This window comes from Amycolatopsis sp. FBCC-B4732 (assembly GCF_023008405.1).
GTDB classification, from domain to species: domain Bacteria; phylum Actinomycetota; class Actinomycetes; order Mycobacteriales; family Pseudonocardiaceae; genus Amycolatopsis; species Amycolatopsis pretoriensis_A.
The window spans coordinates 2,343,871-2,368,159 of sequence record NZ_CP095376.1 but is presented as its reverse complement, the minus strand read 5'-3'; the positions used below and the strand labels follow the sequence as shown (position 1 = coordinate 2,368,159).

Annotated in this window: 25 protein-coding genes; 8 read left to right on the top strand and 17 right to left on the bottom strand. The window is 72.9% G+C overall.

Going from position 1 to position 24,289, the window contains the following annotated elements; genetic code table 11:
* Nucleotides 1-127: 127 nt before the first annotated feature.
* Nucleotides 128-1,198, top strand: a complete 1,071-nt coding sequence (locus tag MUY14_RS10185; protein ID WP_247022708.1) for a helix-turn-helix domain-containing protein — start codon at nt 128-130, stop codon at nt 1,196-1,198.
* 569 nt (nt 1,199-1,767) lie between these two features.
* Here MUY14_RS10185 and MUY14_RS10180 read toward each other — a convergent pair.
* A complete protein-coding gene (locus MUY14_RS10180) occupies nt 1,768-2,496 on the bottom strand; it encodes a D-Ala-D-Ala carboxypeptidase family metallohydrolase (RefSeq protein WP_247022707.1) in 729 nt (242 codons plus the stop codon).
* 46 nt (nt 2,497-2,542) lie between these two features.
* On the bottom strand, nt 2,543-3,862 hold the full coding sequence (locus tag MUY14_RS10175; protein WP_247022706.1) for a GH25 family lysozyme: 1,320 nt from the start codon (nt 3,860-3,862) through the stop codon (nt 2,543-2,545).
* Nucleotides 3,863-4,372: 510 nt separating this feature from the next.
* On the opposite strand from MUY14_RS10175, the gene MUY14_RS10170 reads away from it, so the two are divergent.
* Together MUY14_RS10170 and MUY14_RS10165 are read left to right on the top strand one after the other, a co-directional pair.
* Nucleotides 4,373-4,669 carry a hypothetical protein gene (locus MUY14_RS10170; protein ID WP_247022705.1) on the top strand — a complete coding sequence of 99 codons (297 nt, stop codon included), beginning with the start codon at nt 4,373-4,375 and terminating at the stop codon, nt 4,667-4,669.
* Complete coding sequence (locus MUY14_RS10165) at nt 4,656-5,696, top strand: ketoacyl-ACP synthase III family protein (RefSeq protein WP_247022704.1); 1,041 nt, start codon at nt 4,656-4,658, stop codon at nt 5,694-5,696. Before MUY14_RS10170 ends, MUY14_RS10165 begins: the two co-directional genes overlap by 14 nt.
* A gap of 63 nt (nt 5,697-5,759) precedes the next feature.
* Here the strand turns inward: MUY14_RS10165 and MUY14_RS10160 are convergent, their stop codons facing one another.
* Together MUY14_RS10160 and MUY14_RS10155 are read right to left on the bottom strand one after the other, a co-directional pair.
* Nucleotides 5,760-5,924: a hypothetical protein gene (locus MUY14_RS10160; protein WP_247022703.1), complete on the bottom strand. Its 165-nt coding sequence runs from the start codon at nt 5,922-5,924 to the stop codon at nt 5,760-5,762.
* 15 nt (nt 5,925-5,939) lie between these two features.
* Nucleotides 5,940-6,287: a hypothetical protein gene (locus tag MUY14_RS10155; RefSeq protein WP_247022702.1), complete on the bottom strand. Its 348-nt coding sequence runs from the start codon at nt 6,285-6,287 to the stop codon at nt 5,940-5,942.
* A gap of 234 nt (nt 6,288-6,521) precedes the next feature.
* On the opposite strand from MUY14_RS10155, the gene MUY14_RS10150 reads away from it, so the two are divergent.
* Nucleotides 6,522-6,800, top strand: coding sequence for a hypothetical protein (locus tag MUY14_RS10150; protein ID WP_247022701.1), 279 nt, complete (start codon nt 6,522-6,524; stop codon nt 6,798-6,800).
* A 30-nt stretch (nt 6,801-6,830) separates the two neighbouring features.
* On the opposite strand, the gene MUY14_RS10145 is transcribed toward MUY14_RS10150, so the two are convergent.
* Nucleotides 6,831-8,051, bottom strand: coding sequence for an FAD-dependent monooxygenase (locus MUY14_RS10145; protein ID WP_247022700.1), 1,221 nt, complete (start codon nt 8,049-8,051; stop codon nt 6,831-6,833).
* 47 nt (nt 8,052-8,098) lie between these two features.
* Nucleotides 8,099-8,638 carry a helix-turn-helix domain-containing protein gene (locus MUY14_RS10140; protein WP_247022699.1) on the bottom strand — a complete coding sequence of 180 codons (540 nt, stop codon included), beginning with the start codon at nt 8,636-8,638 and terminating at the stop codon, nt 8,099-8,101.
* A 60-nt stretch (nt 8,639-8,698) separates the two neighbouring features.
* On the opposite strand from MUY14_RS10140, the gene MUY14_RS10135 reads away from it, so the two are divergent.
* Entirely contained in the window at nt 8,699-9,991 is a 1,293-nt protein-coding gene (locus MUY14_RS10135) for a S9 family peptidase (protein WP_247022698.1), read from the top strand.
* Between the two features lie 152 nt (nt 9,992-10,143).
* Here the strand turns inward: MUY14_RS10135 and MUY14_RS10130 are convergent, their stop codons facing one another.
* From MUY14_RS10130 to MUY14_RS10115, 4 genes are read right to left on the bottom strand one after another with little or no spacing between them, the layout of a single operon-like run.
* Nucleotides 10,144-10,464, bottom strand: coding sequence for a DUF4387 domain-containing protein (locus MUY14_RS10130; protein ID WP_281506277.1), 321 nt, complete (start codon nt 10,462-10,464; stop codon nt 10,144-10,146).
* Entirely contained in the window at nt 10,457-11,818 is a 1,362-nt protein-coding gene (locus MUY14_RS10125; RefSeq protein ID WP_247022697.1) for an acyclic terpene utilization AtuA family protein, read from the bottom strand. Before MUY14_RS10125 ends, MUY14_RS10130 begins: the two co-directional genes overlap by 8 nt.
* Before the next feature lie 5 nt (nt 11,819-11,823).
* A complete protein-coding gene (locus tag MUY14_RS10120) occupies nt 11,824-12,762 on the bottom strand; it encodes a phosphoglycerate dehydrogenase (protein WP_247022696.1) in 939 nt (312 codons plus the stop codon).
* The gene (locus tag MUY14_RS10115) at nt 12,759-14,027 is read right to left on the bottom strand and encodes an MFS transporter (protein WP_247022695.1); all 1,269 of its coding nucleotides are present in this window, start codon (nt 14,025-14,027) and stop codon (nt 12,759-12,761) included. The genes MUY14_RS10120 and MUY14_RS10115 overlap by 4 nt, the downstream gene beginning before the upstream one ends.
* Before the next feature lie 101 nt (nt 14,028-14,128).
* Here MUY14_RS10115 and MUY14_RS10110 point away from each other — a divergent pair, with 101 nt between their 5' ends.
* A complete protein-coding gene (locus MUY14_RS10110; protein ID WP_247022694.1) occupies nt 14,129-14,830 on the top strand; it encodes a GntR family transcriptional regulator in 702 nt (233 codons plus the stop codon).
* Nucleotides 14,831-15,119: 289 nt separating this feature from the next.
* Here MUY14_RS10110 and MUY14_RS10105 read toward each other — a convergent pair whose 3' ends face one another.
* Nucleotides 15,120-16,241 (bottom strand): tartrate dehydrogenase, encoded by a 1,122-nt coding sequence (locus tag MUY14_RS10105; RefSeq protein ID WP_247022693.1) that lies wholly within the window; start codon nt 16,239-16,241, stop codon nt 15,120-15,122.
* 88 nt (nt 16,242-16,329) lie between these two features.
* Here MUY14_RS10105 and MUY14_RS10100 point away from each other — a divergent pair, with 88 nt between their 5' ends.
* Complete coding sequence (locus tag MUY14_RS10100; protein WP_247022692.1) at nt 16,330-17,247, top strand: LysR family transcriptional regulator; 918 nt, start codon at nt 16,330-16,332, stop codon at nt 17,245-17,247.
* On the opposite strand, the gene MUY14_RS10095 is transcribed toward MUY14_RS10100, so the two are convergent.
* From MUY14_RS10095 to MUY14_RS10085, 3 genes are read right to left on the bottom strand one after another with little or no spacing between them, the layout of a single operon-like run.
* On the bottom strand, nt 17,219-19,438 hold the full coding sequence (locus MUY14_RS10095; protein ID WP_247022691.1) for a cation-translocating P-type ATPase: 2,220 nt from the start codon (nt 19,436-19,438) through the stop codon (nt 17,219-17,221). The two genes, MUY14_RS10100 and MUY14_RS10095, sit on opposite strands and share 29 nt — an antisense overlap.
* An 11-nt stretch (nt 19,439-19,449) precedes the next feature.
* Nucleotides 19,450-20,313 carry a hypothetical protein gene (locus tag MUY14_RS10090; protein WP_247022690.1) on the bottom strand — a complete coding sequence of 288 codons (864 nt, stop codon included), beginning with the start codon at nt 20,311-20,313 and terminating at the stop codon, nt 19,450-19,452.
* A 29-nt stretch (nt 20,314-20,342) separates the two neighbouring features.
* Complete coding sequence (locus MUY14_RS10085; RefSeq protein WP_247022689.1) at nt 20,343-20,546, bottom strand: heavy-metal-associated domain-containing protein; 204 nt, start codon at nt 20,544-20,546, stop codon at nt 20,343-20,345.
* Between the two features lie 101 nt (nt 20,547-20,647).
* On the opposite strand from MUY14_RS10085, the gene MUY14_RS10080 reads away from it, so the two are divergent.
* Entirely contained in the window at nt 20,648-21,892 is a 1,245-nt protein-coding gene (locus MUY14_RS10080) for a PHB depolymerase family esterase (protein ID WP_247022688.1), read from the top strand.
* Here the strand turns inward: MUY14_RS10080 and MUY14_RS10075 are convergent.
* The 3 genes from MUY14_RS10075 to MUY14_RS10070 form a co-directional block, all read right to left on the bottom strand.
* Nucleotides 21,879-22,514 (bottom strand): response regulator transcription factor, encoded by a 636-nt coding sequence (locus MUY14_RS10075; protein WP_247022687.1) that lies wholly within the window; start codon nt 22,512-22,514, stop codon nt 21,879-21,881. The genes MUY14_RS10080 and MUY14_RS10075 overlap by 14 nt on opposite strands.
* 109 nt (nt 22,515-22,623) lie before the next feature.
* Nucleotides 22,624-22,746, bottom strand: a complete 123-nt coding sequence (locus MUY14_RS46830; RefSeq protein ID WP_281506276.1) for a hypothetical protein — start codon at nt 22,744-22,746, stop codon at nt 22,624-22,626.
* A 195-nt stretch (nt 22,747-22,941) separates the two neighbouring features.
* The gene (locus MUY14_RS10070) at nt 22,942-24,144 is read right to left on the bottom strand and encodes a sensor histidine kinase (protein WP_247022686.1); all 1,203 of its coding nucleotides are present in this window, start codon (nt 24,142-24,144) and stop codon (nt 22,942-22,944) included.
* Nucleotides 24,145-24,289 lie beyond the last annotated feature (145 nt).

The following is a 24,289-nucleotide window of genomic DNA, read 5'->3' as shown; positions in this document are numbered from 1 at the left end:
TGTGCCACCACTTGGGCGGCGCGTAACCGGCCGTGTGGACCAATCCGTCGGTTTTCGCCCGGCAACCGGTGGGACGGTGTTAACTTCCGTCGGTCATCCGCGGCCCGAGCGAGGTGGTTCTGTCACCGTGACTCCGCACATGGACAAGTTCGCCGCCTACCTGCGCATGCTGAAGGACCGCAGCGGGCAGGGCTACGAACGCCTCGGCCGGCGCGCCGGGGTCAGCGGTTCCAGTTTGCACCGGTACTGCTCGGGCAAGAGCGTGCCCGCCGATTACCGGGTGGTCCACTCGTTCGCCAAGGTCTGCGGCGCGTCCACGGAGGAGCTGCGCGAGCTGCACCAGCTGTGGGCGCTGGCCGACGCGGGGCGGGTCGAGGAGGTGCCGTCGGAGCAGGTCGCCGGGGCGCCGGCCGAGCAGGCAGATGTGGTGCCGGCCGCGCAGGCCGGCGAGGCAGCGGCCGCGCAGGCCGGCGAAGTGCCTGACGGGCAAGCCGGGTCGCTGCCGGCGCGGTCGTCGTTCCGGTCGCCGCGCAGACGCGGGTACGTCGCGGTGGCCATCGCGATCGTGGCCCTGCTGGCGGGCGGCCTGGCCTGGGCCGCCGTCGGCGGGACGCCGGGCGGGCCCGCACCGGGCCGGTACGCCGACCGGGTGCTGTTCTCCCCCGGCTGCCAGCCGCCGGTGAGCATGGGTCAGCACGACGAGTGCGTCACCGAGGTGCAGAACCTGCTGACCGCGGCCCAGGCCCGGCTTTCGGTGGACGGCTCGTTCGGCCCGGAGACACTGCGCCGGGTCACGGCGTTCCAGGTGCTGGCCGGCCTGCCCGCCCGCGGCGTCGTCGACGAAGCCACCAAGAACGCGCTGTACGACCACCGGACCAGCATGGCGGGCTGGTCGACGGCGATGGTGGAGCAGCGGGTCCGTGCCGTGTTCACCGAGGCGCCGGACACGGCGGTGGCGATCGCCCGCTGCGCCTCGTTCCTCGACCCGCTGTGGGTGCTGCCGAACACGAACGGCAGCCGCAACTGGGGCGTCTTCCAGATCTCCGACGCCCGCCTCCTCGAACTGGGCGGCACCCCACGCCAGGCGTTCGACCCGGCGTGGAACATCGGCGCGGCCCACCGCCTGTGGGCCGCCCACCACGACTTCCACGACTGGCCCGCCTGCTCGGCGGCGCTCCAGAACACCCCGCCGCACTGAGCGAGCGGGGCGGAGCCCGAGCCCTCCCCGAGGGGCGGCCCGCGAACGGACCCGGAGGGCACGGACTCCGCGGCACGGACCGGGCCGGCTTCCGACGGGAGCAGGCCCCGCGCCGGGACTTGCTCCCCAAAGCCCAGCCCCCCGCGGCCGGATCGAGGCTCGCTTCCGGCGACCACAAGCCGCCGCGGCGCGCGCCGGAACGCGCGGGCTCCGCCGCACGGACCGCCGCCGCTTTTCCCGACGCCGCAGGCCGCGCGGCCCCGGCGGCGCCGACGGCGCCGGCTTCCGGCCAGCTCAGCCCGCGAGGCATGGACCGGGACTGCCTTCCGGTGAACACAAGCCCCGCACCGGGAATCGCTTCCGAAAACACGACCCCGCGGCCCCGGCAGCGCCAGCTTCCGGCTCGCTCGGGCCCGCGGCACCGGCCAGAACCGGCTTCCGGCAACACCAGCCCCGCGCCGAGACCCGCTCCCCCAAAGCCCAGCCCGCGGCCGGCGCTCGCTGCCGCCGGAACCCGCCGGGACGCCGAGGGTCCCGGCGGGTTCCGGCGGCAGCCCCCGGCCGGCCGGTCAGACTGTGCCGTTCTCCCACCACCACGCGCGGCCGAGGTCGGCTCGGCTGTCCACGTGCTGGTGGTCGGTGTTGTACGTCTCCAGCCCGGAAAACCCGCTGGTCTCCGCCTTCTGGTACACCGTCTTGTTCGCCACGCCCGGCACGTTCAGGTCGGCCGCCGTGCCGTACAGGTGCATGCTGTCGGTCGCGCCGCCGATGTCCGCGTTGTGCGCGATGCTGCGGAACCCGGAGTTCACCGTGATCGGCTTGTTCCCCAGCTTCTTGCGCAGCGCCTCCAGTTTGTACATGCAGCGGCGGGCGTTCTCCTTGGCAGTGGCCGCGCTGACCTTGCCGCCGTTGAACGTTCCGCTGATCCGGTCGGTGAACTCGCTGAAGTTGAAGTGCGCCGTCGACCCGTCGCTCTGCTCCAGCGCGTTGAGCGCCGCCTGCGTGGCCGGGCCGGCCTGGCCGTCCGCGCCCAGGCCGTACGCCGCCTGGAAGCGGCGGACCGCCGCTGCCGTGCCGGGGCCGAACTCGCCGTCGATCGAGACGCGGCTGTGGCTGGGCGAGTCGGCCGCCCAGCCCGCGACGCGGATCTGGAGCTCGGTGACGTCGGCGCCCGTGGTGCCCTGCACCAGGGTGCGGGACCACGGGTACGCCTGGGCCGTGCCCGCCAGCAGCAGCGGGCTGACCACGGCGGCGGTGCCGATGACCGCCGCGCCGCGCAGCACCGTGCGGCGGCTCATGGGGAGACTCATTCTCGTCCTTTCCTAGCGGGATTTCGGGCGGGGTTCAGCGGTTGGCGAGCTGGTCGAGGTCGGCCTGGGTGCCGTTGAAGACGTCGCCGGTCGCCGGCGCGGGGATGCCGTCGGGGATGGCCGCGTCGGTGTACTGCCACATCAGCCACGTCTTCGACCCGGCGGGCAGCGCCGGCTGCGTGACGGACTGGCGGTAGTCGGCGAGCTGCATCGGGTAGCCCGACAACGCCGTGGTGCCGCCGAGGCACGCGTCCAGGAACGACTTCTGGGTGTAGATGATCGGGGTCCGGCCGAACGCCGCCTGCACCTTGTCCAGCCACGCCTTGGCGTCGGCGACGGTCACATACGGCGGGCAGCCGCCCGAGCCGTCGTCCTTCCACTCCAGGTCGAACACGGGCGGCAGGTCACCGGCGCGCTTGCCGGTGTACCCGGTGGCCTTCACCGCGGCGATGAACCGGTCCGCCTGCGCCCCACCGGTATTGGCCGCGGTGCCCGTGTAGAAGTGGTACGGCCCCGCGGCCAGGCCGGCGTTGCGGGCCGCGGGCAGGTCCGTGGCCAGGTACTCGTCGGTGACGTTGAGGCCGCGGGTCGCCTTGACCGTCGCGAACTCCACACCGGACGCCTTCACCGCACCCCAGTTGATCGGCGCGCCGCCGGGGTGCTGGTACTTCGCCGTGTCGACGCCGTCGATCGGGTGCCCGGCGGGCTTCGGCGGCACGCAGTAGGCGTTGCGGCTCGACCAGTCGGCGACCTTCGCCCAGGTGGTGGGCCCGGCGACGCCGTCGGCACTGGCGTTGACGCAGTGCTGGAACTGGATCACCCGGTTGCGGGTGCCGTCCCCGAAGTTGCCGTCGATCGTCAGCGGCGGGTAGTGGCCCGGCTCCATGGCGAGGTTCAGCCGGCACTGGAGCTCCTTGACCGCCACGCCGGTGGAGCCGCTCTGCAGGGTCGGCCGGGCGGTGGAGTGACCGCACACGACGCTCTGCGCGGTGCCCGAAGTGCCCTGGGTGGCGCACTTGCGGGGGTGCGCGGACCAGGTGTTCAGCGCGGCCCACGTGTTGGGCCCGAGCTGGCCGTCCACGCTCAGCGCGGCGCACGCCTGGAACACGCGCACCCGGGCGTCGGTCGCCGGGCCGAAGGAGCCGTCCGCGCCGATGGGCGTGTACCGGCTCGCCTTGGTGGCGAGGTTCAGCTGGCACTGGGCTTCGGCGACCTCGGTGCCGGTCGCCCCTTGCTTGAGGGTGGGCTGGGCGCTGGTGTGCCCGCACACCGCGACGGGTGCGGCCGCGGCGGTGGTGGCGGCCGCGGCGGGCAGCACCAGCACCACCGCGACGGCCAGAGCGAGTCTTTGCATGGCGAGCAGGCTGGCAGCACCCGGCCCGCCGGTGGCGGTTCCGCGCCCGGCTCGGGACGCCGGGACAGTCCCACCCCACCGGACCAGCGACAACGCCGGCGCGGTGGGACAGCGTTGGGACGGCTGTGCCCGTGGGGGTGCCGAAGTCCTGCGTCCACACGCCTTCCGCGCCGGCCGACGCCGAGTTCGGTCAGCCGGCAGTCGAGGATGTTCGCCCTCTGCACCGGGCTGCGCATCGACTTCGTCGGCCGACCACTCGAACACTACCGAGTGTAATCAACACCCGAAGGAATCTCATGATCGTCTCCACGGGATTCCGGGCTGTTTGGGGAAAATCCGCTCCAGTAGCAGTTCGCCCGATCACTCTGTGTATCGGGGTGTGGCAGACCGCGCATGATCATCGCGGTAGGTTTCCCGGTGTTCCCAGGGGCCCGACGACGCGTCCCCGTCCATCCTTCGCCAGCGCGCGCCCCTCGGTGCGTGCTGTTCGCCGTGCCGAAAGGAAGTTGCTTGACCGCCACGACGTTGACACAGGTGCTGCGCGAGACCCACACCATCACCGGGCCCACCCGGCTGATCGTGCGCTGGGACCGCGAAACCGGCTGGGCGCACCTGGCCATCGCCGTTCCGGGCACCGGACCGGCCTGCTTCGCGGGTTTCCACCGGTTCGCCGGAGGAAGCGCCGCAGCCGTCGCCGCCGAGCTCGCCGTCGCCGGCTGCGTGTCCGCTCCCCCGCTCCACCTCGACGACACCCTGTCGGAGATCGAAGCCGTACTGCCGGAGGTGACCACGGATGCGCGTGGATGACCTGCACCTCAACGGGATCGGCACCGACGTCGGGGCACTGACCCCGGTCGCCGCCCCGCTGGCGGCCGGTGAGTTCACCGTCGCCGACGCCGGCCGGACCGGCCAGCTCTCCACCGCCGTCGCCGGGCTGCCCGGCCCCGAACTCGCGGTGCGCGCGGGGCGCGAGGCCTTGCGCCAGGCGGAAAGCACCGGCGGCGGGCCGGTGTTCCCGACGTTGTGCCTGCACGCCGGGATCTACCACTCCGGCATCGACTTCTGGCACGCCGCGTCCTACGTGCGCGACCAGCTCGGCGTCGGTGCCGGTCCCGGCCTGACGCTCGAGCTCGGCGCGATGAGCAACAGCCTGGTGGCCGGCCTGGACGTCGCGGCGAGCGTGCTGCGCGGCCGCCCGGACCACGACGCCGCGCTCATCACCGCGGGCGACCGGTTCGGCGCACCCGGCTTCCCGCACTGGTCCACCGACACGGGCATCGTCTACGGCGACGCGGGCAGCGCGGTCGTGCTGTCGCGGCGGCCCGGCCTGGCGCGGATCCGCGCGATCGCCTCCTACACCGATCCGTCGCTGGAAGGCCTGCAGCGCGGCAACGAGCCGTTCCGCCCAGCCAGCATCACCGCGCACCAGTCGCTCGACATCCGCGCCCGCAAGCGCCAGTGGCTCGGCCGCCACGGCGGTCCGGCGCACGTCGACAGCCGCAACGCCGACGGCGTCACGAACGTCGTGAAGACCGCACTGGCCGACGCGGGTGTCGACCTGCCCGACATCGCCCGGATCTGTGCCCCGCACTACGGCCGCCGCCTGGTCCACACGCAGATCCTGCGCCCGCTCGGCATCCCGGAGCACCGCACGATGACCGAGCTGGGACTGCGGGTCGGCCACCTGGGCGCCAGCGACCAGATCGTGGCGCTCGACCACCTGCTCCGCACGGGCGAAGCCGGCCCGGGCGACCACGTGCTGCTGCTGGGCATCGGCGTCGGCATGACGTGGACGGCCGTGGTCCTGCAGCTCGGCCCGGCAACCGCGCACTGACCGGCCTGCCCGGCGAGGCCACCTCGCCGGGCAGGCGCCGTCAGCCCGCGGCAGCGGGCCGGCTCAGCCGACGAGCTGCCAGAGGTAGCTCGCGTTCTTGACCGGCGCCGAGACCTTCTTCGTCCACAGGTACTTCGTCGTGCACGGCGGGACGATGTGGTACTTGCGCACGGTGAACGTCCGCGCCTCCTTGTACTGCTGCAGCCGCAGGAGCTTGCCGGCGGGCACCGTCGCCGCGTACGACTACGAGTCGGACTTCGCGTAGCTCGCGCCGACGCTCACCGCGAGGGAGACGCTGGCCTTCGCGAAGATCACGCCCGCTTCCGCGCTGGTCGTGCCCGTGATCGACGCGTTCACCGTCGACGTCGCCGTCTTGTTGTAGGTGATCGTGCCCGGGCCGCGGAGGTAGTCGCTGCGCAGGTTCGTCGGCAGCCACGACCGCGACGGGTTGGAGAACGTGTAGTCGGGCGGGTCCCGCACCTCGGGGCACGGGTACAGCGCGAGGGCCTGCGCACCCACGCTCGTCACGGCGGGCACGACGGCGGAGGTGCAGGCCAGCAGGACGACTGCGGTGATGGAACGAAGACGCACGGTGGCTCCCCTGGTCGATCTTGAAATCACCGTAGAGCGGCCGGGCCGGCCGAGCGCGGGAAGTAACCTCTTCGGGTTACGGAGGCTGCCTCCGCTACTTTGGAACCGAGGATCACTCGTTCGAGTGTATTTTCCACCCGTTCGCGGCCAATGCGGTCGCATTCAGTAACCCGAAGGCTCTCCCGGTCGACTATCCGTGCGTTGCCACACCCCCGAAGGAAAGGTCGACGCCCGGTGAGCGCTCATGGCCCCGTCTTCCTGACCACCCACGATTCCGCCTCCCCCCGATGGCACCTCCGCACGACCCCGGCGGGCCGCTGGCCGTTCCTGGCCGCGGCCACGATCGCGGTGGTGCCCGCCGACGAGGGCTACGCCTGGACGACCGCCATCGCGATCATCGCGGTCGCGGTGGTCGTCTGGGCCGTGCTCGCCTTGCGCCGGGCCGCCGCGAAGGTCGACGCCGTGCTCGCCGAGGAACTCGGCCCGCCGCGTAAGTCCGATGTGGACCGCTGATGGTCCACATCGGACGACCGCGGCGGAGCCCTACCGCGACACCGAGGTGACTGACGGCCCGGAGTCCGGCACCCCCGCGTAATCGGGCAGCTCGACGCCGTTGACCGCACGCTGGACCAGGTCGGTGAGCCACTCGGTGTCCGGCTCCACGGCCGGCTCCGCGGCCGGCTCGGCGTCCGGGTCGGGGATGCCGCGCATCTTCGCGTGCAACCGGCCGATCTCCTGGTTGGCCTCGACGAACGGCCGCATCAGCTCCTCGTACCGGGCGAACCCGGCCGCCGGGTCCCAGCCGGCGGCGGCCAGCTCCCCGGCCAGCAGGTAGGCGCCGATCAGGGCCAGCCCGGTGCCCTGCCCGGACAGCGGCGACGAGCTGAACGCCGCGTCCCCGAGCAGCCCGACCCGCCCGTTCGACCAGCGGTCCATCACCACCTGGGCGACCTGGTCGAGGTAGAAGTCCGGGGTGTCGTCGACGTGCGCGAGGATGCGCGGGGTCAGCCAGGCGAAGTCCGCCATCCGCTCGCGCAGCAACTGCTTCTGGGCCTCGATGTCGCGGTAGTCGACGTCGAAGTCGGCCGCGGTGAAGGAGAACATGGCCATCGCGCGGGTGGCGTCCCCGATCGGCCGCAGGCAGGCCGACCGGCCGGGCTCCTGGTAGTCCAGCAGCCAGCGGTCCAGCCCGAATTCGTTGGGCACGCTGTAGAACGCCAGCACGTGCCCGAGGTGGCGGACGAACCGCTCGCGCGGCCCGAAGACCATTCCCCGCACCGACGAGTGCAGCCCGTCGGCCCCGATCACCAGGTCGAAGCGCCGCGAGCCACCGCTCGCGAACGTCACGTCGACGCCGCTGCCGTCCTGGGTGAGCTCGGCGATCCGGTCACCGAAGACGTACTCGACGCCGTCGCGCGTGTCGTCGTAGAGGACCTGGGACAGGTCGCCGCGCAGGATCTCGATCTCGGTGATGTAGCCGTCGCCGCCGTCGTCCTCCGCGCTGAAGGTCTCCAGCACGTTCCCGTCCGCGTCCACGGTGTGCGCGCCGGCGGTCCGCGTGCGGGCCGCGCGCACCGCCTCGTCCAGCCCCATCAGCCGGATGACCTCCTTGGTCACCCCGCGCGCGTCGACCGCCTGCCCGCCGGGACGCAGCCCGGGCGCCCGCTCCACCACGGTCACCTCGGCCCCGCGGCGGCGCAGCCAGTGGGCCAGCGCGGGTCCCGCGATGCTGGCGCCGGACACCAAAACCCTGATACCGCTCATCGTTCCCCCTGCCGTTCGGATCAGTGCCGGGATAGTACAGCGGCACGTCAGTCTGCAGCGGGCTCCTCGCTGGGGAAGAGGATGGGGCTGAGCAGGTACCGGGTGCGGCCGGGGGCAGGCGGGTGGGCCAGCCGGGGCAGGATGGCGGCGCGCAGTTCGTCGTTCATCGCGATCAGTTCGTCGCGGCTGAGCCAGACCGCGTGCTGCCGGTAGCCGACCGGATCCGTGGCGGGGTCGGTGTTTTCGCGGTCGAGGTAGGCGTTGAACTCGGCGACGAGGGCGGCGACCGCGACGGCGAACCCGCGCCGGTGGTCCTCGGTGGACAGTGCCGCGGCCGTCTCGGGATCGATCGACGCGCGTTCCGGGCGCAGCTCGTAGTGGCGCTCGACCGCGCCGCGCACGCGCCGTTCATCGGCCACGCGCAGGATCCCGCCCGTGGCGAGCAGCTCGACGTGCCGGTAGACCATGGCCTTCGAGACGTCCGGCAGCACCGCACAGAGCTGGGCAGTGGTATGCGTCCGGCCGCCGCGCATGGCGTGCACGATCCGCAGCCGGACCGGGTGCGCCAGCAGTTCCAAGGTGTCCACTACCGAACGATCTCACACGGTGCTACCGTTCGCAAAAAGCGAGAATGATGGGGGGAGAACGTGGACGAGGGACCGGCGGCGGTCGCCGCGGCAGTGGTCGGGCTGGCCACCGAACGGCGGTTCGCCGACGTCGAGGCGTTGTTCGCACCGAGGCTGCGGGCGGTGGCCTCGGCCGAGACGCTGCGGGTCGGCTGGGAGGGCGAAATCGCCAAGATCGGGCCGGTCTCGGCGGTCGGCGGCGCAGTGAGCGAGCCGGGCGAGGCGGGGCTGGTCCGGGTACGCGTCCCGGTGACCTGCGAGCGCGGCGGGCTCACGGTGGTCATGTCGGTCGACGACGCCGGCCTGCTGCACGGCCTGCGGCTGGGGCCGCCCGCCGGCGCCGCCTGGGAGCCACCGGACTACGCCACCCCGAAACGGTTCACCGAGCAGGAAGTCACCGTCGGTTCCGGCCCGCCGGCGGTGCCCGGCACGCTGACCGTCCCGGCCGGGCGCGGCCCGTGGCCGGGGCTGGTGCTGCTCAGCTCGGGACCGTTCGACCGCGACCTGACGACCGGTCCGAACAAGCCGTTCAAGGACCTGGCGTGGGGGCTGGCGAGCCGGGGCGTCGCGGTGGCCCGGTTCGACAAGGTGACCGGCACGCACCCCCACGTAGGCACCGAACCCGGGTTCACGATGGCCGAGGAGTACGTGCCGCACGCGCTCGCCGCCGTCCGCCTGCTGCGGGAGCAGCGGACGGTGGCCGCCGAGCGGGTGTTCGTCCTCGGCCACAGCGGCGGCGGCAAGGCGGCCCCGCGGGTCGCGGCCGCCGACGCCTCGATCGCCGGCCTGGTGAGCCTCGCCGGGGACACGCTGCCGCTGCCCCGGGCCGCGGTCCGGGTCGTCCGCTACCTCGCCGAGCTGGACCCCGGCCCGGCCATGACGGCGGCCGTCGAGGCGGTCACCCGGCAGGCCGCGCTCGTCGAAAGCCCCGGTTTGACGCCTTCGACCCCGGCGGCGGACCTGCTCTTCGGCTGGCCGGCGTCGTACTGGCTGGACCTCCGCACCTACGACCCGGTGGCGACCGCGGCCGAACTCGCCAAGCCGATGCTCATCCTGCAGGGCGGCCGCGACTACCAGGTGACGGCGGCCGGCGACCTGGCCCGCTGGCGGGCGGGCCTGGCGCACCGGCCGGACGTCACGATCCGCGTCCACGACGCCGACGACCACCTGTTCTTCCGCGGCGAGGGGCCGTCGACGCCCGCGGGGTACGAGGTACCGCAGCACGTCGACCCGGCGGTGGTCGCCGACATCGCCGGGTGGCTGGCCGCCCAGGCGCGGCCGGGCTCACGCCGCTGGTTCGGGCGCAACCGCTAGGCACCCGGACGAGTGGCGGTTCCCCGCGCGCCGGGCACGCGGAAAACGGGGCCGCGGCCGACCGGGCTCGAAGCGTTCAACCTCATCGAACCGAAGCGCGGTGGTGATCCGACGCGCTGGAGTTCCCCGCACGGCGTCTGGCCGGAACGCCGTCAACCGTGACGCACGACCATTCCCGCCAGCGGTACGTGGTGCTGGCCCGCGTGCATGTCCCGGTCCCGCAGCGAACCCTGGCTCACCGGCCGGGGGAACGAAATCTTCACGACGTTCAACGACGGAATGCGGAAGATCTGCACCGTTTCCTCGTCGACTCGGTAAAGCGAAGCCACCACGCGTTCGTTCAGGAATTCCTCGTCCGCCGCCACGCGATAGCCGTCGGCGTCGCGCATGAACAACTCCATCGTCACCCAGAACGGGCCCGCGTTCTTGGAGCGGACCTCGTGGGCCAGGTCCGCCAAAGTGGTTTCAGGCATGGGTCTTCCCCTCGAACTCGATCCGGAACAGGTCCGATGGCGCGCAGTCGACGACGTGGTTGAGCACGAATTCGTACGCCGCCCCGCGTTCGACCTCCGCCGGGGACGACGGGAACGCGAAGCTCGGCAGGTAGTCCATCGACGGCGTCGGCAGGTGCAGCATCAGCGGGTTGGCCACCTTCGCCACCGCGGTCGCCGTGGCCTGGTCCGGCGCGTTGACCAGCAGCATCACGCCTACCTCGCGGGGCGGACCGGCCTCGGGCTCCAACGAGCCCAGCACCGCGTTGTGGCCGTACAGCCGCAGGTCGAACGCGTATTCGTCGGCGAGGCCCAGCGTCTGACCCACCCGCTGCGTGATCAGCGCACGCATCAGGGTGGCCCACTCGTCGATGTCGGCCAGCACCAGGGGATCGCGGATCGCCGAGAACGACATCGTCTCGTACCCGGTGATCCGCGCACCCTCCAGCTTGATCGTGTGCTGGTCCGCGACGTGGAACCGCGACCCGGTGACGCGAACGGTCCGGTCGTCGACGGCGGTGTACACCGCCTCGCGGACGTCGAGCGTGCCGTCGGGTTCGCGCATCTCGAACGGGTTCGCCGTCTCGTACAGCATGTGCGCCGCCACCAGGATCGGCGTGCACGCCGCGCCCGGGTCGAGCGGCTCGATCGTGAAGCCGCCGGCGTCGATGGTCGCCAGGACGCCGCCCGCGCGCGGGTTGTCCGTGCACTGGCCGCCGCACTCGACGATCTTGGCCGCGTGCCACGTCGGGCCGGCCGGCATGCCCTTCATGAGCGGGAACGCCGCCGCCACCGCCGTGTCGGTCGCCCGGCCAGCCAGGACGACCTGCGCGCCCGCGCGCAGTGCCTCGGCGATCGGCTCGTGCCCCATCGCGCCGACGATGTGCGTGCAGCTTTCCAGGGTCTCGGCGATCAGTTCCCCCAACGGGGGCAACGGGTGCACGCGGCCCGCGTCCAGGTGCTCCTTCAGCTCGGCCGCGTCCTGCTCGCTGTAGATCTTCGCGACCTTCAGGTCCAGGCCCTCCTCCGCGAGCACCTCGGCGGCGATCCCGGCGACCCAGTCGACGCCGGCGTCGGTCCCGCTCGTCCCGCACGACCCGACGATCACCGGGATCCCGGCGCCCGCGGCGGCCGTGAACAGGCTGCGCAGGTCGCGCGCCACGGCCTTGGCGGTCGTCTTGGCCGTCGCGGCACCCAGGTAGTACGGGCCGGAGTCCGTCGACCCGCCGTCGATGCTGATGACGTCGGCCCCCAGGGCGATGCCGCGTTCGACCGTGGCGTGGTCCCAGCCCGCACCGAGCATCCCGCTCGGCGCCAGTACGCGCACCTTGTCCATGTCCCTCATCCCTCTCCGTTCACCACGTACCGGGCCCGGCCGTCCAGGGCCGCGACCAGTTCTTCGGCACCACGCAAACCCGCGGCCCGGCGTGCTTCGGCGGTCTGCCCCGCCAGGTGCGAACAGACGACGATCCCGGCCACCCCGCGCAACGCGCTGTCGAGCGGCAACGGCTCTTCGCACACGACGTCGAGCACCGCGCCGGCGATCTCGCCGGACACCACCGCCGAAACCAGCGCCGCCTCGTCGACGATCGCGCCGCGGGCGGTGTTGACGAGCACCGCCGTCGGCTTCATCAGCTCGAACGCCGAGGCGTCCAGCAGTCCCCGCGTCCGGTCGTTCAGCGACGTGTGCACCGAGACGTAGTCCGAAGTGGACAGCAGCTCGGGCAGCCCGGTGAACCGGACGTCGGGGCCGCGCAGTCCGGACGTGCAGACGACGGTCATCCCGAACGCGCGCGCCAGCGGCACGACCGCCCGTGCGGAAGCGCCGTACCCGATGAGCCCGAGCGTCGACCCGCGCAGTTCGCGCCCGTCCTCGCGCGGCCACTTCCCCGCCGCCACCCCGGAAGCCGACTGCACGAGCCGCCGTGCACCGGCGAGCAGCAGCCCCATGGTGTATTCGGCGACGGCGTTCGCATTGACACCGGGCAGGGTGCTGACGCTGATCCCCCGGCGGGCGGCGGCTTCGACGTCGATGGAGTCGTAGCCGACGCCGGTCCGGACGATGACGCGCAGCTTCGGCGCGCGGGCCAGCACGCCGGCCGAGAGCGGCTCGTTGGCGACCAGCGCCGCGTCGATCCCGTCGAGCGCCTCGACCAGCTGGTCCGGATCGCGCTTGCCGGTCATCGGCGCGTGCACGGTTTCCAGCCCGGCGCCGCGCAGGTATTCGTCGACCTCGTCGCCGGGGCGCAGGTAGTCGGTGGTGACCAGGACGCGGTTCACAGGACGCGCCCGTCGGTGCGGCGCCGCTGCAGCACGGCGACGCGGGCGACCAAGAGCACCGCGATCGCCGTGACGAGCGCGATGTCGAGCAGCAGGAACGGCCAGCCGGTCACGTCGACCATGCCGCCGACCAGCGCCGGCCCGAGGAACCCGCCGCTCGACCAGCCGACGGTGTAGAGCCCGGTGTAGGTCCCGAGCACGCGGGCCGAGGGCGCGAGGTTCCACAGGACGACCGCCGCGTTGACCATGAACGCCGCCGCGCCCGCGGCCGCCACGCACATCGCGACGATCGTGCCGGTGGGTGTCCGCACGACGGTGCCGAGCACCATGGCCGCGGCGAACACGGCCATCCCGACCAGGATCACCCGCAGCCGCCCGAAGCGTTCGGCGAACAGCGCCACCGGGTAGGCGGCCGCGAGGAACGCCAGGCCGCTGGGCAGGGTGAGGCCGCCGGCGTCACCGCGGGACACGCCGAGCGTCTCGATGCCGTAGTTGGTGACGAGGGAGCGCGACGCGAACCACGCGCCGCCGAACGCGAAGACGGCCAGGATGACCAGCAGCCGGCTGCGGTCGGTGTCCCGCAGGATGTCGAGCAGGACGTCCCGCATCCGCACCCGCGGGGAGTTTTCCGTGTGGCCGGCGCGGTCTTCTTCGAGCGCGGCCCGGTAGGCCGGGGAGTCGCTGTCGCGCACCCGCCAGGCGAGCACGCCGATGGACACCAGCATCAGGACCGCCGGGATCGCGAAGGACAGCTTCGGGAAGTCGTCGATGAGGAAGAGGCTGATCAGCGCGGCGACGATCACGGTGATGCTGGAGGCGATCTTGACCGCCGCGTTGGCCCGGCCGCGGCGTTCGGGGGCGATGAAGTCCGGGAGCAGCGACTCGGCGATCGGCTTGAACGAGTTCGCGACGAGGGCGTAGCCGAACATCACCAGGACGAGCAGCGGCAGCGAGACCGCGGCGTGCGGGATGAGCACGAACAGCACGGCGGCGACCGGCATGCCGGCGACGAGGTACGGGATGCGGCGGCCCCACGACGTCCGGGTGCCGTCCGAGCGGTTGCCCATCCACGGCTGGATGAAGATGCCGAGCAGGTTGTCCATGCCCATCAGGGCGCCGATCAGCGCGGCGCTGCCGACGTGCTCGCGCAGCAGGGGCGGGACCTGGGAGTCGTAGAGGTTCCACGTCGACTCCTGCGCGAAGACCGCCAGAGCCACGAAGAACGTGATGCGTCCCGGCCGGACGCGCGGGGTGGTCAACGTCATCGTCGGCACCTTCCCTTGGGCATGGCCGCCACCGTACTTTTGCTATAGCAAGATGGTCAATAGTTGCAAACGAGTTTTGCCATGGCCAGTAGGCTGGGTGCATGATGGGTGAGGCACTGCAGACCGACACGCTCGCCGACCGCGTGTACCGGGCGCTGCGCGACGCGATCACCACCGGCGAGCTGCGCCCGGGCCAGAAGGTCACCGAGCGCGGCTTCGCCGAGCGGCTGTCGGTCAGCCCGACGCCGGTGCGCGAAGCCATCCGGCGCCTCGAGCAGGACGGCCTGATCGAACGCTCCGGCCCGCGCACGGTGAAGGTGGCGATGTTCGGCGGCGTCGCCGTCCAGGACCTCGCCGAGGTCGAGGTCGGCCTGCGCGGCATGGTGGCCCGCTTCGCCGCCCGCCACGCGACTCCGGAGCAGCTGGACGGCCTCGACGCGGTCCTCGACGAGGCCGACGACCTGCTCATCCTCATCCAGCAGCGCCACGAATCCGGCCAGGACGTCGAGAAGCACGTGGGCCGGCTGTTCGACGCCCTGCAGCGCTTCAACGGCCTGGTCGAGTCGTGCGCGGGCAACCCGGTGCTCGTCCGCCTCCTCGACCAGACCCGGGTGTTCTCCTACCCGGAGCGGCGCTCGCGGGTGCTCGAGCGCGTCAGCGTGGACGAGACGTTCGGTCTCGACCGCTACGAGACCCACCGCGCACTGGTCCGCGCGCTGCGGGCGGGCGATTCGGTTCAGGCGGAGGCGCTGGTACTGGAAGACGCCAGGGGCGGCCTCGGCGACCTGCTCGCGAGCTCATGACGCGGTGACGAGCCGCTCCGCGATCGCCGCGCCGAGAACCTCGGTCGTTCCCTCGCCACCCAGGTCGGGAGTGAGCACCTCCGGCGCCCGCACAGGTCCGCGCACTGCGCGCCGGCGGTTCAGGCGGAGGCACGGGTATCGGAAGACGCCCGCCGCGACCCGCTCGCCGACTCCTGACCGATCCGCTCCGCGACCGCCGCTCCCAAACCCTCGGTCGTTCCCGAACCGCCGAGGTCCGGAGTGAGCACCTCCAGCACCCGCACTGGTCCGCGCATTACGCACCGGCGGTTCAGGCGAAGGCACGGGTATCGGAAGACGCCTGCCGCGACCCGCTCGCCGACTCCTGACCGATCCGCTCCGCGATCGCCGCTCCCAAACCCTCGGTCGTTCCCGAGCCACCCAGGTCAGGAGTGAGCACCTCCGGCCGCTCCGCCAGCACCCCTTCGATCGCCGCCACGACGTGTGCGGCGGCCTGGGGCTCGCCGAGGTGGTCCAGCATCATCGCGCCGCTCCAGATCTGGGCGACCGGGTTCGCGATGCCCTGCCCCGCGATGTCCGGGGCCGAGCCGTGGACCGGCTCGAACAGGCTCGGCCGTGTGCGGTCGGGGTTGATGTTGGCGCTCGGGGCGATCCCGATCGTGCCGGTGCACGCCGGGCCGAGGTCGGACAGGATGTCGCCGAAGAGGTTGCTCGCCACGACCACGTCGTAGGCCCGCGGGTTCAGCACGAACTTGGCCGCGAGGATGTCGATGTGGTCCTTGTCCGCGGTGACCTCCGGGTACCGCGCGGCCATCGCCGCCGCGCGCTCGTCCCAGTACGGCATCGAGATCGAGATCCCGTTGCTCTTGGTCGCCCACGTCAGGTGCTTGCGCGGCCGGGCGGCGGCGAGGTCGAAGGCGTAGCGCAACACGCGGTCCACGCCCGTCCGGGTCATCACCGTCTCCTGCAGCACCGTCTCGCGGTCGGTGCCCTCGAAGATCCGGCCGCCGATACTGGAATACTCCCCCTCGGTGTTCTCGCGGACGACGAGGAAGTCGATGTCCCCCGGCTCGTGGCCGCGCAGCGGGCCCCGCACCCCGCGCAGCAGCCGGACCGGCCGCAGGTTGACGTACTGGTCGAACCCGCGCCGGAACTTCAGCAGGCTGCCCCACAGCGACACGTGGTCGGGCACGACCGACGGCCACCCGACCGCGCCGAAGAAGATCGCGTCGAAGCCGGAAAGGATCTCCTGCCAGTCCGGCGGCAGCATTTCGCCGTGCTCGAGCCAATAGTCCGCGGAGGCGAAATCGAACTCCGTCGTCTCGAGCCCGAAGCCGTGGACGTCGGCCGCGGCACGCAGGCAGCGCAAACCTTCCGGGACGACCTCCCGCCCGATGCCGTCGCCGGGGATGACCGCGATGCGGTGGTGCACGAGCCGCTCCTCGAAGTAGGGGTCCCGCCACTGTGGACGGCCGCCCGGCACCCGGCAAGATCGCTCGCGGCAACCTATCCTTTCCCCCATGGAAAGGCTCGACGACCTCGGTTTCTTCCACGTGGTCGCCGTCAGCGAGACGCTCACCGCCGCCGCGCGCGAGCTGGACGTCTCGCTGCCGGTGGTCAGCAAGCGCCTGAAGGCACTGGAAGAACGGCTCGACGTCCGGCTGGTGCACCGCGGCGCCCGGCGGCTCGCGCTGACCGCCGAGGGCGAGCTGTACGCGGCCCGCGTCGAGGCGATCCTCGACCAGGTGCGCGAGCTCGACGACCTGGTCGGCCACCGCGCCGGCGACCTGCGCGGCCCGATCGTCGTCCAGGCGACCCTCGGGCTGGGCCGCGCGCACGTCGCGCCGCTCATCGGCGAGTTCACCGCGCGGCACCCGCGGGTGCGCGTCCGGCTCCACACCTCGGCGCTGCCGCTGCGGCCGCACCGGCGCGAGTTCGACCTCGCCGTGCACGTCGGGACGCCGCCGGACTCGACGTTGCGGATGCGCCGGCTGGCGCGCAACCGCCGGGTGCCGTGCGCGGCACCGTCCTATGTGGACCGTCGCGGGACCCCCGAACGGATCGAGGACCTCGCCGCGCACGACTGCATCGTGCTGCGCGAGAACGAGGGCGACTTCGCCGTGTGGCGCTTCGGCGGTGCCGCCCAGCCCCGGCAGGTGCGGGTGCGCGGGAGCCTGGCGAGCAACGACGGCGACATCGTCACGGACTGGGCGCTGCAAGGCCGCGGGATCGTGATGCGCTCCGAATGGCAGGTCCGGCCCCACCTGGACAGCGGCGCCCTGGTGCGGGTGCTGCCCGGCGTGCCGACGCCGCCCGCGGACATCTACGCCCTGCTGGCCGACGACGCCCACGTCCCGCGCCGGACGGCCGAGCTGGTCACCCACCTGGCCGCCCGGCTGCCGGACGCGATCACGGCTTCGCGGCGCCCGAGCCGGTGAAACCCCGCAGCCGCAGGCTGTTGCCGACCACGAACACCGAGCTGAACGCCATCGCCGCGCCCGCGATCATCGGGTTCAGCAGCCCCGCCGCGGCCAGCGGCAGCGCCGCCAGATTGTAGGCGAACGCCCAGAACAGGTTGCCCTTGATCGTCCGCAGCGTCCGGCGGGACAGCCGGATCGCGTCGGCGACCGCGCGCAGGTCGCCGCGGACCAGGGTGATGTCGCTCGCCTCGATCGCGACGTCCGTGCCCGTTCCCATAGCGAGCCCGAGATCGGCCTGCGCCAGCGCCGGCGCGTCGTTCACGCCGTCGCCGACCATGGCCACGACCTTGCCCTCGTCCTGCAGCCGCTTGACGACGTCCAGCTTGTCCGCCGGCAGCACCTCGGCGATCACCTCGTCGATCCCGACCTCCGCGGCCACCGTGCGCGCGACCGCGGCGTTGTCCCCGGTCAGCAGCACCGGGGTCAGCCCGAGCGCCCGCAGCCGGGCGATCGCTTCGGCCGATGTCGGCTTGACGGTGTCGGCGACCACCAGCACGCCGCGGGCCGCGCCGTCCCAGGCCACCGCGACCGCGGTGTGCCCGCGCGCCTCGGCCGCCGCCTTCGCCGCCGTGAGGTCCGCCGGCAACGGCCGGCTCCAGTCTTCGAGCAGCGCCGGGCGGCCGACGAGGACCGCGTGCCCGTCGACGATCCCCTGCACGCCAAGGCCTTCCACGTTCGTGAAGTCCTCGACGGCGGGCAGCTCGCCGCGCTCACGGGCACCGCGGGCGATGGCCGCCGCGATCGGGTGCTCCGACGCGTCCTCCAGCGCACCAGCCAGCCGCAGCAGCTCGCCCTCGTCGACGCCCCCGGCCGCGTGCACGCCGGTGAGCGTCATGCGGCCCGCGGTCACCGTGCCGGTCTTGTCCAGCACGACCGTGTCGACGCGGCGGGTCGACTCCAGCACCTCCGGGCCCTTGATCAGCACGCCGAGCTGGGCGCCGCGGCCGGTGCCGACGAGCAGCGCCGTCGGCGTGGCCAGGCCGAGCGCGCACGGGCACGCGATGATCAGCACCGCGACCGCCGCGGTGAACGCCGCCGCGGTCCCGGCGCCGCTGCCGAGCCAGAAGCCGAGCGTGGCCACGGCCAGCCCGATCACGATCGGGACAAACACCCCGGAGATCCGGTCGGCCAGCCGCTGGACGCCGGCCTTGCCGCTCTGGGCGTCCTCGACCAGCTTGGCCATCCGCGCGAGCTGCGTGTCCGCGCCGACGCGGGTGGCCCGCACGACCAGCCGGCCGCCGGCGTTCACCGTCGCGCCGGTGACGACGTCACCCTCGCCGACCTCGACGGGCACCGATTCGCCGGTGAGCATCGAGGCGTCGACGGCGGACTTGCCGGTCTCGACGACGCCGTCGGTCGCGATCTTCTCGCCCGGCCGCACGACGAACCGGTCCCCCGCCGCCAGCTCGGCCGTCGGGATCCGGACTTCGGCGCCGCTCCGCAGCACCGCGACCTCCTTCGCGCCGAGTTCCAGCAGCGCCCGGAGCGCGGCGCCCGCGCGGCGCTTGGACCGCGCCTCGAAGTACCGGCCGGCCAGGATGAACGTGGTGACGCCCGCGGCGACCTCGAGGTAGATCGCGCCGGCGCCGTCGGACGGCGCGATCGTCAGCTCGAACGGGTGGGTCATCCCCGGCGTCCCGGCCGTGCCGAACAGCAAGGCCCACAGCGACCACGCGAACGCGGCCAGCACGCCCATCGACACCAGCGTGTCCATGGTCGCGGCGCCGTGGCGCAGGTTCGTCCACGCCGCCCGGTGGAACGGCCACGCGCCCCAGGTGACGACCGGCGCGGCCAGCGTCAGCGAAATCCACTGCCAGTACGTGAACTGCAGCGCGGGCACCATGGCCAGGAGGATCACCGGCACCGTGAGCACGGCACTGGTGATCAGCCGCTGCCGCAGCGGATCGGTCGCGTCGCCTGCCGGCTGCTCGGCCGGCTCCGGCCCCGGCAGGGTCGCGCGGTAGCCGGCGGCTTCGACCGTGGCCACGAGGGTGGCCGGATCGACGCCCCCGGGCGCCCGCACGCGGGCCTTCTCCGTCGCGTAATTGACCGAAGCGGTTACGCCGTCGAGCCTGTTGAGCTTGCGCTCGATGCGGTTGGCGCAGGACGCGCAGGTCATGCCGCCGATCGCGAGTTCGATCTCGGTCATGGTCGCCTCCGTCAGTGGCCGGTCGTGAGGGTGAATTCGGCGGTCCGCACGACACCGCCGTGGCGGAAGTCGAGGAACAGCCGGTAGGTCCCCGCGCTGGGTACCTCGGCGGCGAACTTCACCTCGGGCCCGGCACCGGCGTTGCCCTCGGGGTGGACGTGCAGGTAGGCGAGGTCGCCTCCGCGCAACGCGACCAGGTGCCCGTAAGCCCCGAGGTACGGCTGCAGATCGATGACCGGGCCGCCGCCGCGGCCGACGGTCAGCGTCAGGGGCGACGTCTTCCCCGCGACGAGATCCCCGGTGAGCTCCACGCGGTAGCCGTCGACGTTCGCGACGCGGCTGGGCGCGAAGGTCACCGGCTGGTAGTCCCCCGCGACCGAAAAGTCGGCGCCGAGGGTCATCGGCTTGCCGCCGGTGGGCGCGAAGTCGGCGAACGCGCGGTAGGAACCCGCGGCGGGCAGCGTCAAGGGAACGCTCCACGTGCCGTCCGGGGCCAGTTCGGGGTGGACGTGCCGGAAGCCCGCGGTGTCGCGGCGGACCACGATCAAGTGCAGCTTCTTCTCGTGCTCGACGTCGAACGCGGTGACGGCCTTGCCGTCCGGGCCGGTGATCGCGAACGAGAACCGGCCGGGTTCGGGCGTCGGGCCGGCGAGGGTGAAGGTGTAGCCGTCCTGGCTCGCGGCGAGCCCGCCCGGCAGCTCGCCCGCCGCGGCCGGCTCGGCGTGACCGGCGCTTTCCCCGGCCATGCCCGCGTGTCCGGTGCCTTCCCCCGGCGCGGCGGCGACCGGCCCGGCCGCGGTCCCGACGGCGAACCCCCCGGCGGCGAGCAGCGCGAGCGCTCCCCCGAACGCGGCGAGCCGTGCTGCGGTGTTCATGGCAACTCCCCTCGATCCGTTCGTCCGGCTCAGCCGGCGAAGGTGTAGCCGGCTTCCTCGACAGCGGCGCGGATCCGCGCGGCTTCGGGCGCCCGCTCGCTGGTGACGGTGACGGTTCCGGTGGGCAGGTCGACGGCGACGTCGCTGACGCCCTCGACCGCGCCGACCTCCTCGCTGACGGAAGCCACGCAGTGCGCACAGGTCATGCCGGTCACGGTGTAGGTGCTCTCCATGAACCCGAAGGTACCCCTACGGGGTATGGGTTTCAAGTGGTGGCGATCACCCCGGATCTGCGTGACGATGGAAGCGCTTGCATCGGACAAAGGAGTTCCGCATGGTCAAAGCGTTCAGCCGGCGCACCGTTCTGCTCACCGGCACCGGGATCACCGCCGGGCTCGCGCTCCCCGGCGTCGCCCGAGCCTCTTCGACCGGCCGCGTCGGGTTCACCCTCGACGCCGAAACCCTCGACGGCGGCGAGCAGGTCACCTCGCTCACCCTCGGCACCGCCCGGCTCGGCCCGCTCGATCCGGCGAGCCTCACCACCACGACGTTCGGCGTGCACGTCAGGGCCACCAGCCCCATCGACACCGGCGGCCAGGACATCGGCTACGACCTCGACCGGCCCGTCACGGCCGCGCGGCTCGACCACCGCGGGAACATCGTGCTCGAACTGAGCCACGGCGAAGGCCAGACGGGCGGTGGCACCCTCGGCTACATCAACGGCAAGGGCCGCAACGTCCGGCTCGACCTGGTCTACACCATCACGCAGAACGCTCCCGTCCGGCGGCACGGCCGTCCGGTCACCTTCGGCGGCTTCACCCAGGGCCGGCTGGTCAACCCCGAAGTCGACGCCTTCACCCACCACGTCTCGGGTTCGGGGATGAAGTACCGGCTGTATTCACCCTCGGAGCGGCACGGCCGGAGACCGCTGGTCGTCTGGCTCCACGGCGGCGGGGAAGGCGCTTCCCTGCCCGACGGCTACTACGACAACGAGACCACGCTGCGCGCCAACCGCGGTGCCCTCGGCTTCGCGACCCGGGAAGCGCAGGCGATCTTTGAAAGCGCTTACGTCGTGGCGCCGCAATGCACCGCGGCCTGGATGGACGACGGCCCCCGCTTCGCCCCGCTCATCCGCGAGATCGTCCGGGACGTCGTCCGCGCGCACCCCGTCGACCCCGCCCGCGTGCACGTCGCCGGCTGCAGCAACGGCGGCTACATGAGCCTGAAGATGACCACGGTCTACCCCGGCACGTTCGCTTCGTCGGTGCCGGTCTGCGGCGTCGTCGCCGGCCGGAAAGCGGGCGACCCACCGCTGATCCCCGCCCCCGAGCTGACCGCGATCACCACGCCCACCTGGCTGATCGCCTCGCGCGACGACGACACGGTGGACCCGTTGGCCAACTCCGTCCACGCGCACGACCTCATCCCGCGTGCCGAACTGACGCTGTACGACCACGTGATCCGGAACGGGCACCAGTTCCCGGGGCACTGGTCGTGGATCTACGCGGCCCGCAACGACCCGAGCACGCGCGGAACCCACCTGTGGCAGTGGATGGCGCGCAAGGTCAACGGCGGATGAGGCCGAGGTCCGTCGCGGCCGCGACGGCGGCGGTGCGCGAGTCGACGCCGAGTTTGGTGTAGCAGCGGGCCAGGTGCGATTTCACCGTGCCTTCGGTGAGGTGGAGGCGCTCGGCGACGGCGCGGTTGGACAGGCCGTCGGCGACCAGGGCGAGCACCTCGATCTCCCGCCGGGTCACCGCGGCACCGGGCCGGCGCATCCGGTCCACCAGCCGGTCGGCGACGGTGGGCGCCAGGGTGGTGCGCCCGGCCGCCGCGGTGCGCACCGCGGCGGCCAGGTCCTCGGGCAGCGCGTCCTTGAGCAGGTACCCGGTGGCACCGGCCTGGATGGCGGGCAGCGTGTCGGCGTCGGTGTCGTAGGTGGTGACGATCAGGACGCGGGGCGCCCCGGCCCGCGCGGTGATCGCCGCGGTGGCTTCGGCTCCGGTCATCCCGGCACCGAACTGCAGATCCATCAGCACGACATCGACGTCCCCACCGGCGGCCCGCGCCACCGCGGCTTCGGCGGTGGCGGCCTCGGCGACCACGACGAGACCGGGCTCGGTCTCGAGCACGGCCCGCAACCCGGCCCGGACGACGGGGTGATCGTCGGCCAGCAACAGGCGGATCGGGGTCTCGGTCATGGGCGGGCCTCCGGCTGGATTTCGGCGGCCCGGGCCACGGCCTCGAACGCCCACCCCGCCCACACCACCAGGAGGTCGTCGACCGGCAACAATCGGATCGGCATCTCGGTCATCGGCGGGCCTCCCGCTCCATCTCAGCGAACCGGGCCACCGCGGCCTCGAGACCGGGCTCGGTCGCCCGCACCACCAGGAGGTCGTCGACCGGCAACACCCGAATCGGCATCTCGGTCATCGGCGGGCCTCCCGCTCCATCTCAGCGAACCGGGCCACCGCGGCCTCGAGACCGGGCTCGGCCACCCACCCCGCCCGCACCAGGAGGTCGTCAGCCAGCAACCACCGAATCGGCATCTCCGTCATCGGCAGGCCTCCCGCTCCATCTCGGCGAACCGCGCACCGGGCTCGATCGCCGACCCGATCAGGCTGCCGGTCATCGGTGCACCTCCGGCTGGGCCTCGGCGGGCCGGGGCAGGGGCAGGCGGGCCGCCAGCGCCGTGCCCTGGCCGGGGGCCGACTCGATGGTGAACGAGCCGCCCAGTGCGTGGGTGCGGGCGCGCATGGCCGCCAGCCCGAAGCCGCCCTCGCCGGGGTCGGGGGCGGGGAGCTCGCCGGGTTCGAAGCCGGCGCCGTTGTCGACGACGTCGAGGGCGATCTCGTCGCCGAGGTAGCTCAGGGTGACCTCGGCGGTGGTGGCGCCGGCGTGGCGGACCGTGTTGGCGAGCGCCGCTTGGGCGATGCGCAGCAACGCGACCTCGTGCGCCGCCGGCAGCGGTGCCGGGTCGCCGGTGCGGTGGAAGCGCGCGGTGATCCGGTGGCGGGCGCTGGTGGTGGCGCACAGGCGTTCCAGCGCGCCGGCGAGCGTGGTGCCGTCCAGCGCCGGCGGGGTGAGGGCGGCGACGAAGCGGCGTGCTTCGGCGAGGTTGTCCGCGGCGGCCTGCCGGGCCTGCTCCACGTAACGGGCCGCGTTCCCCTGCGGTTCTCCGGGCAGGGACCGACCGGCGGCGCGCAGCAGCAGCTGGATGCTGGACAGCCCCTGGGCGAGGGTGTCGTGGATCTCGCGGGCCAGGCGTTCCCGCTCGGCCAGCACCCCGGCGGTGTGCTGAGCCTCGGCCAGGTCCGCCCGGGCCGCGGTGAGCTCCTCGATCAGGCGACGGCGGCGTTCGCTCTCCTGGTAGAGCGCCTGGTACCCCCACACCACGGCGACCGCGACCGCCGCGCCGAGCGCCGGGCCGATCGCGGCGGCCGGGCCGAAGGTGCCCTGGTGCGCGGCGAAAGCGATGATCGCGGTCAGGGCCGTGGCGAGCACCGCGAGCAGGCCCGCCCGGCGGGACAGCAGGTGGAGCTGGAGGAAGTACAGCGGGAAGGCGACCCACACGCCGTCGGCGGTCAGCACCACCAGGGCCAGCCACCCGGCGCCGACCACGCCCAGCCACGCCGCGGCGGCCCGCCGGGACGTGCGGACGGGCGGGAGGAGCGGCCCGGCCGCGTACACGACGGCGCAGGCCACCGCCACCGCGACGATCGCCCCGGCCCGCGGCTGGCCCCCGGCCACGGCCCGCGCCGCCGCCAGGACGAGCAGGGCGACGAGCAGCAGGTGCAGGCACCAGGTCAGCACCCGGGTGGTCGGCGTCAAGGCAGGAGCGGCGGCGTTCACAGTGCGTCCAGGTTACGGAGCCGCGGCGGGAACCACCTCTATCGAAAGGGGGAACCGGCGCGCCACCGTCCGGCCCGGGAAGTGCCGTCCCCGGCCGGATGCCCCACCGGGGCACCGGCGACGA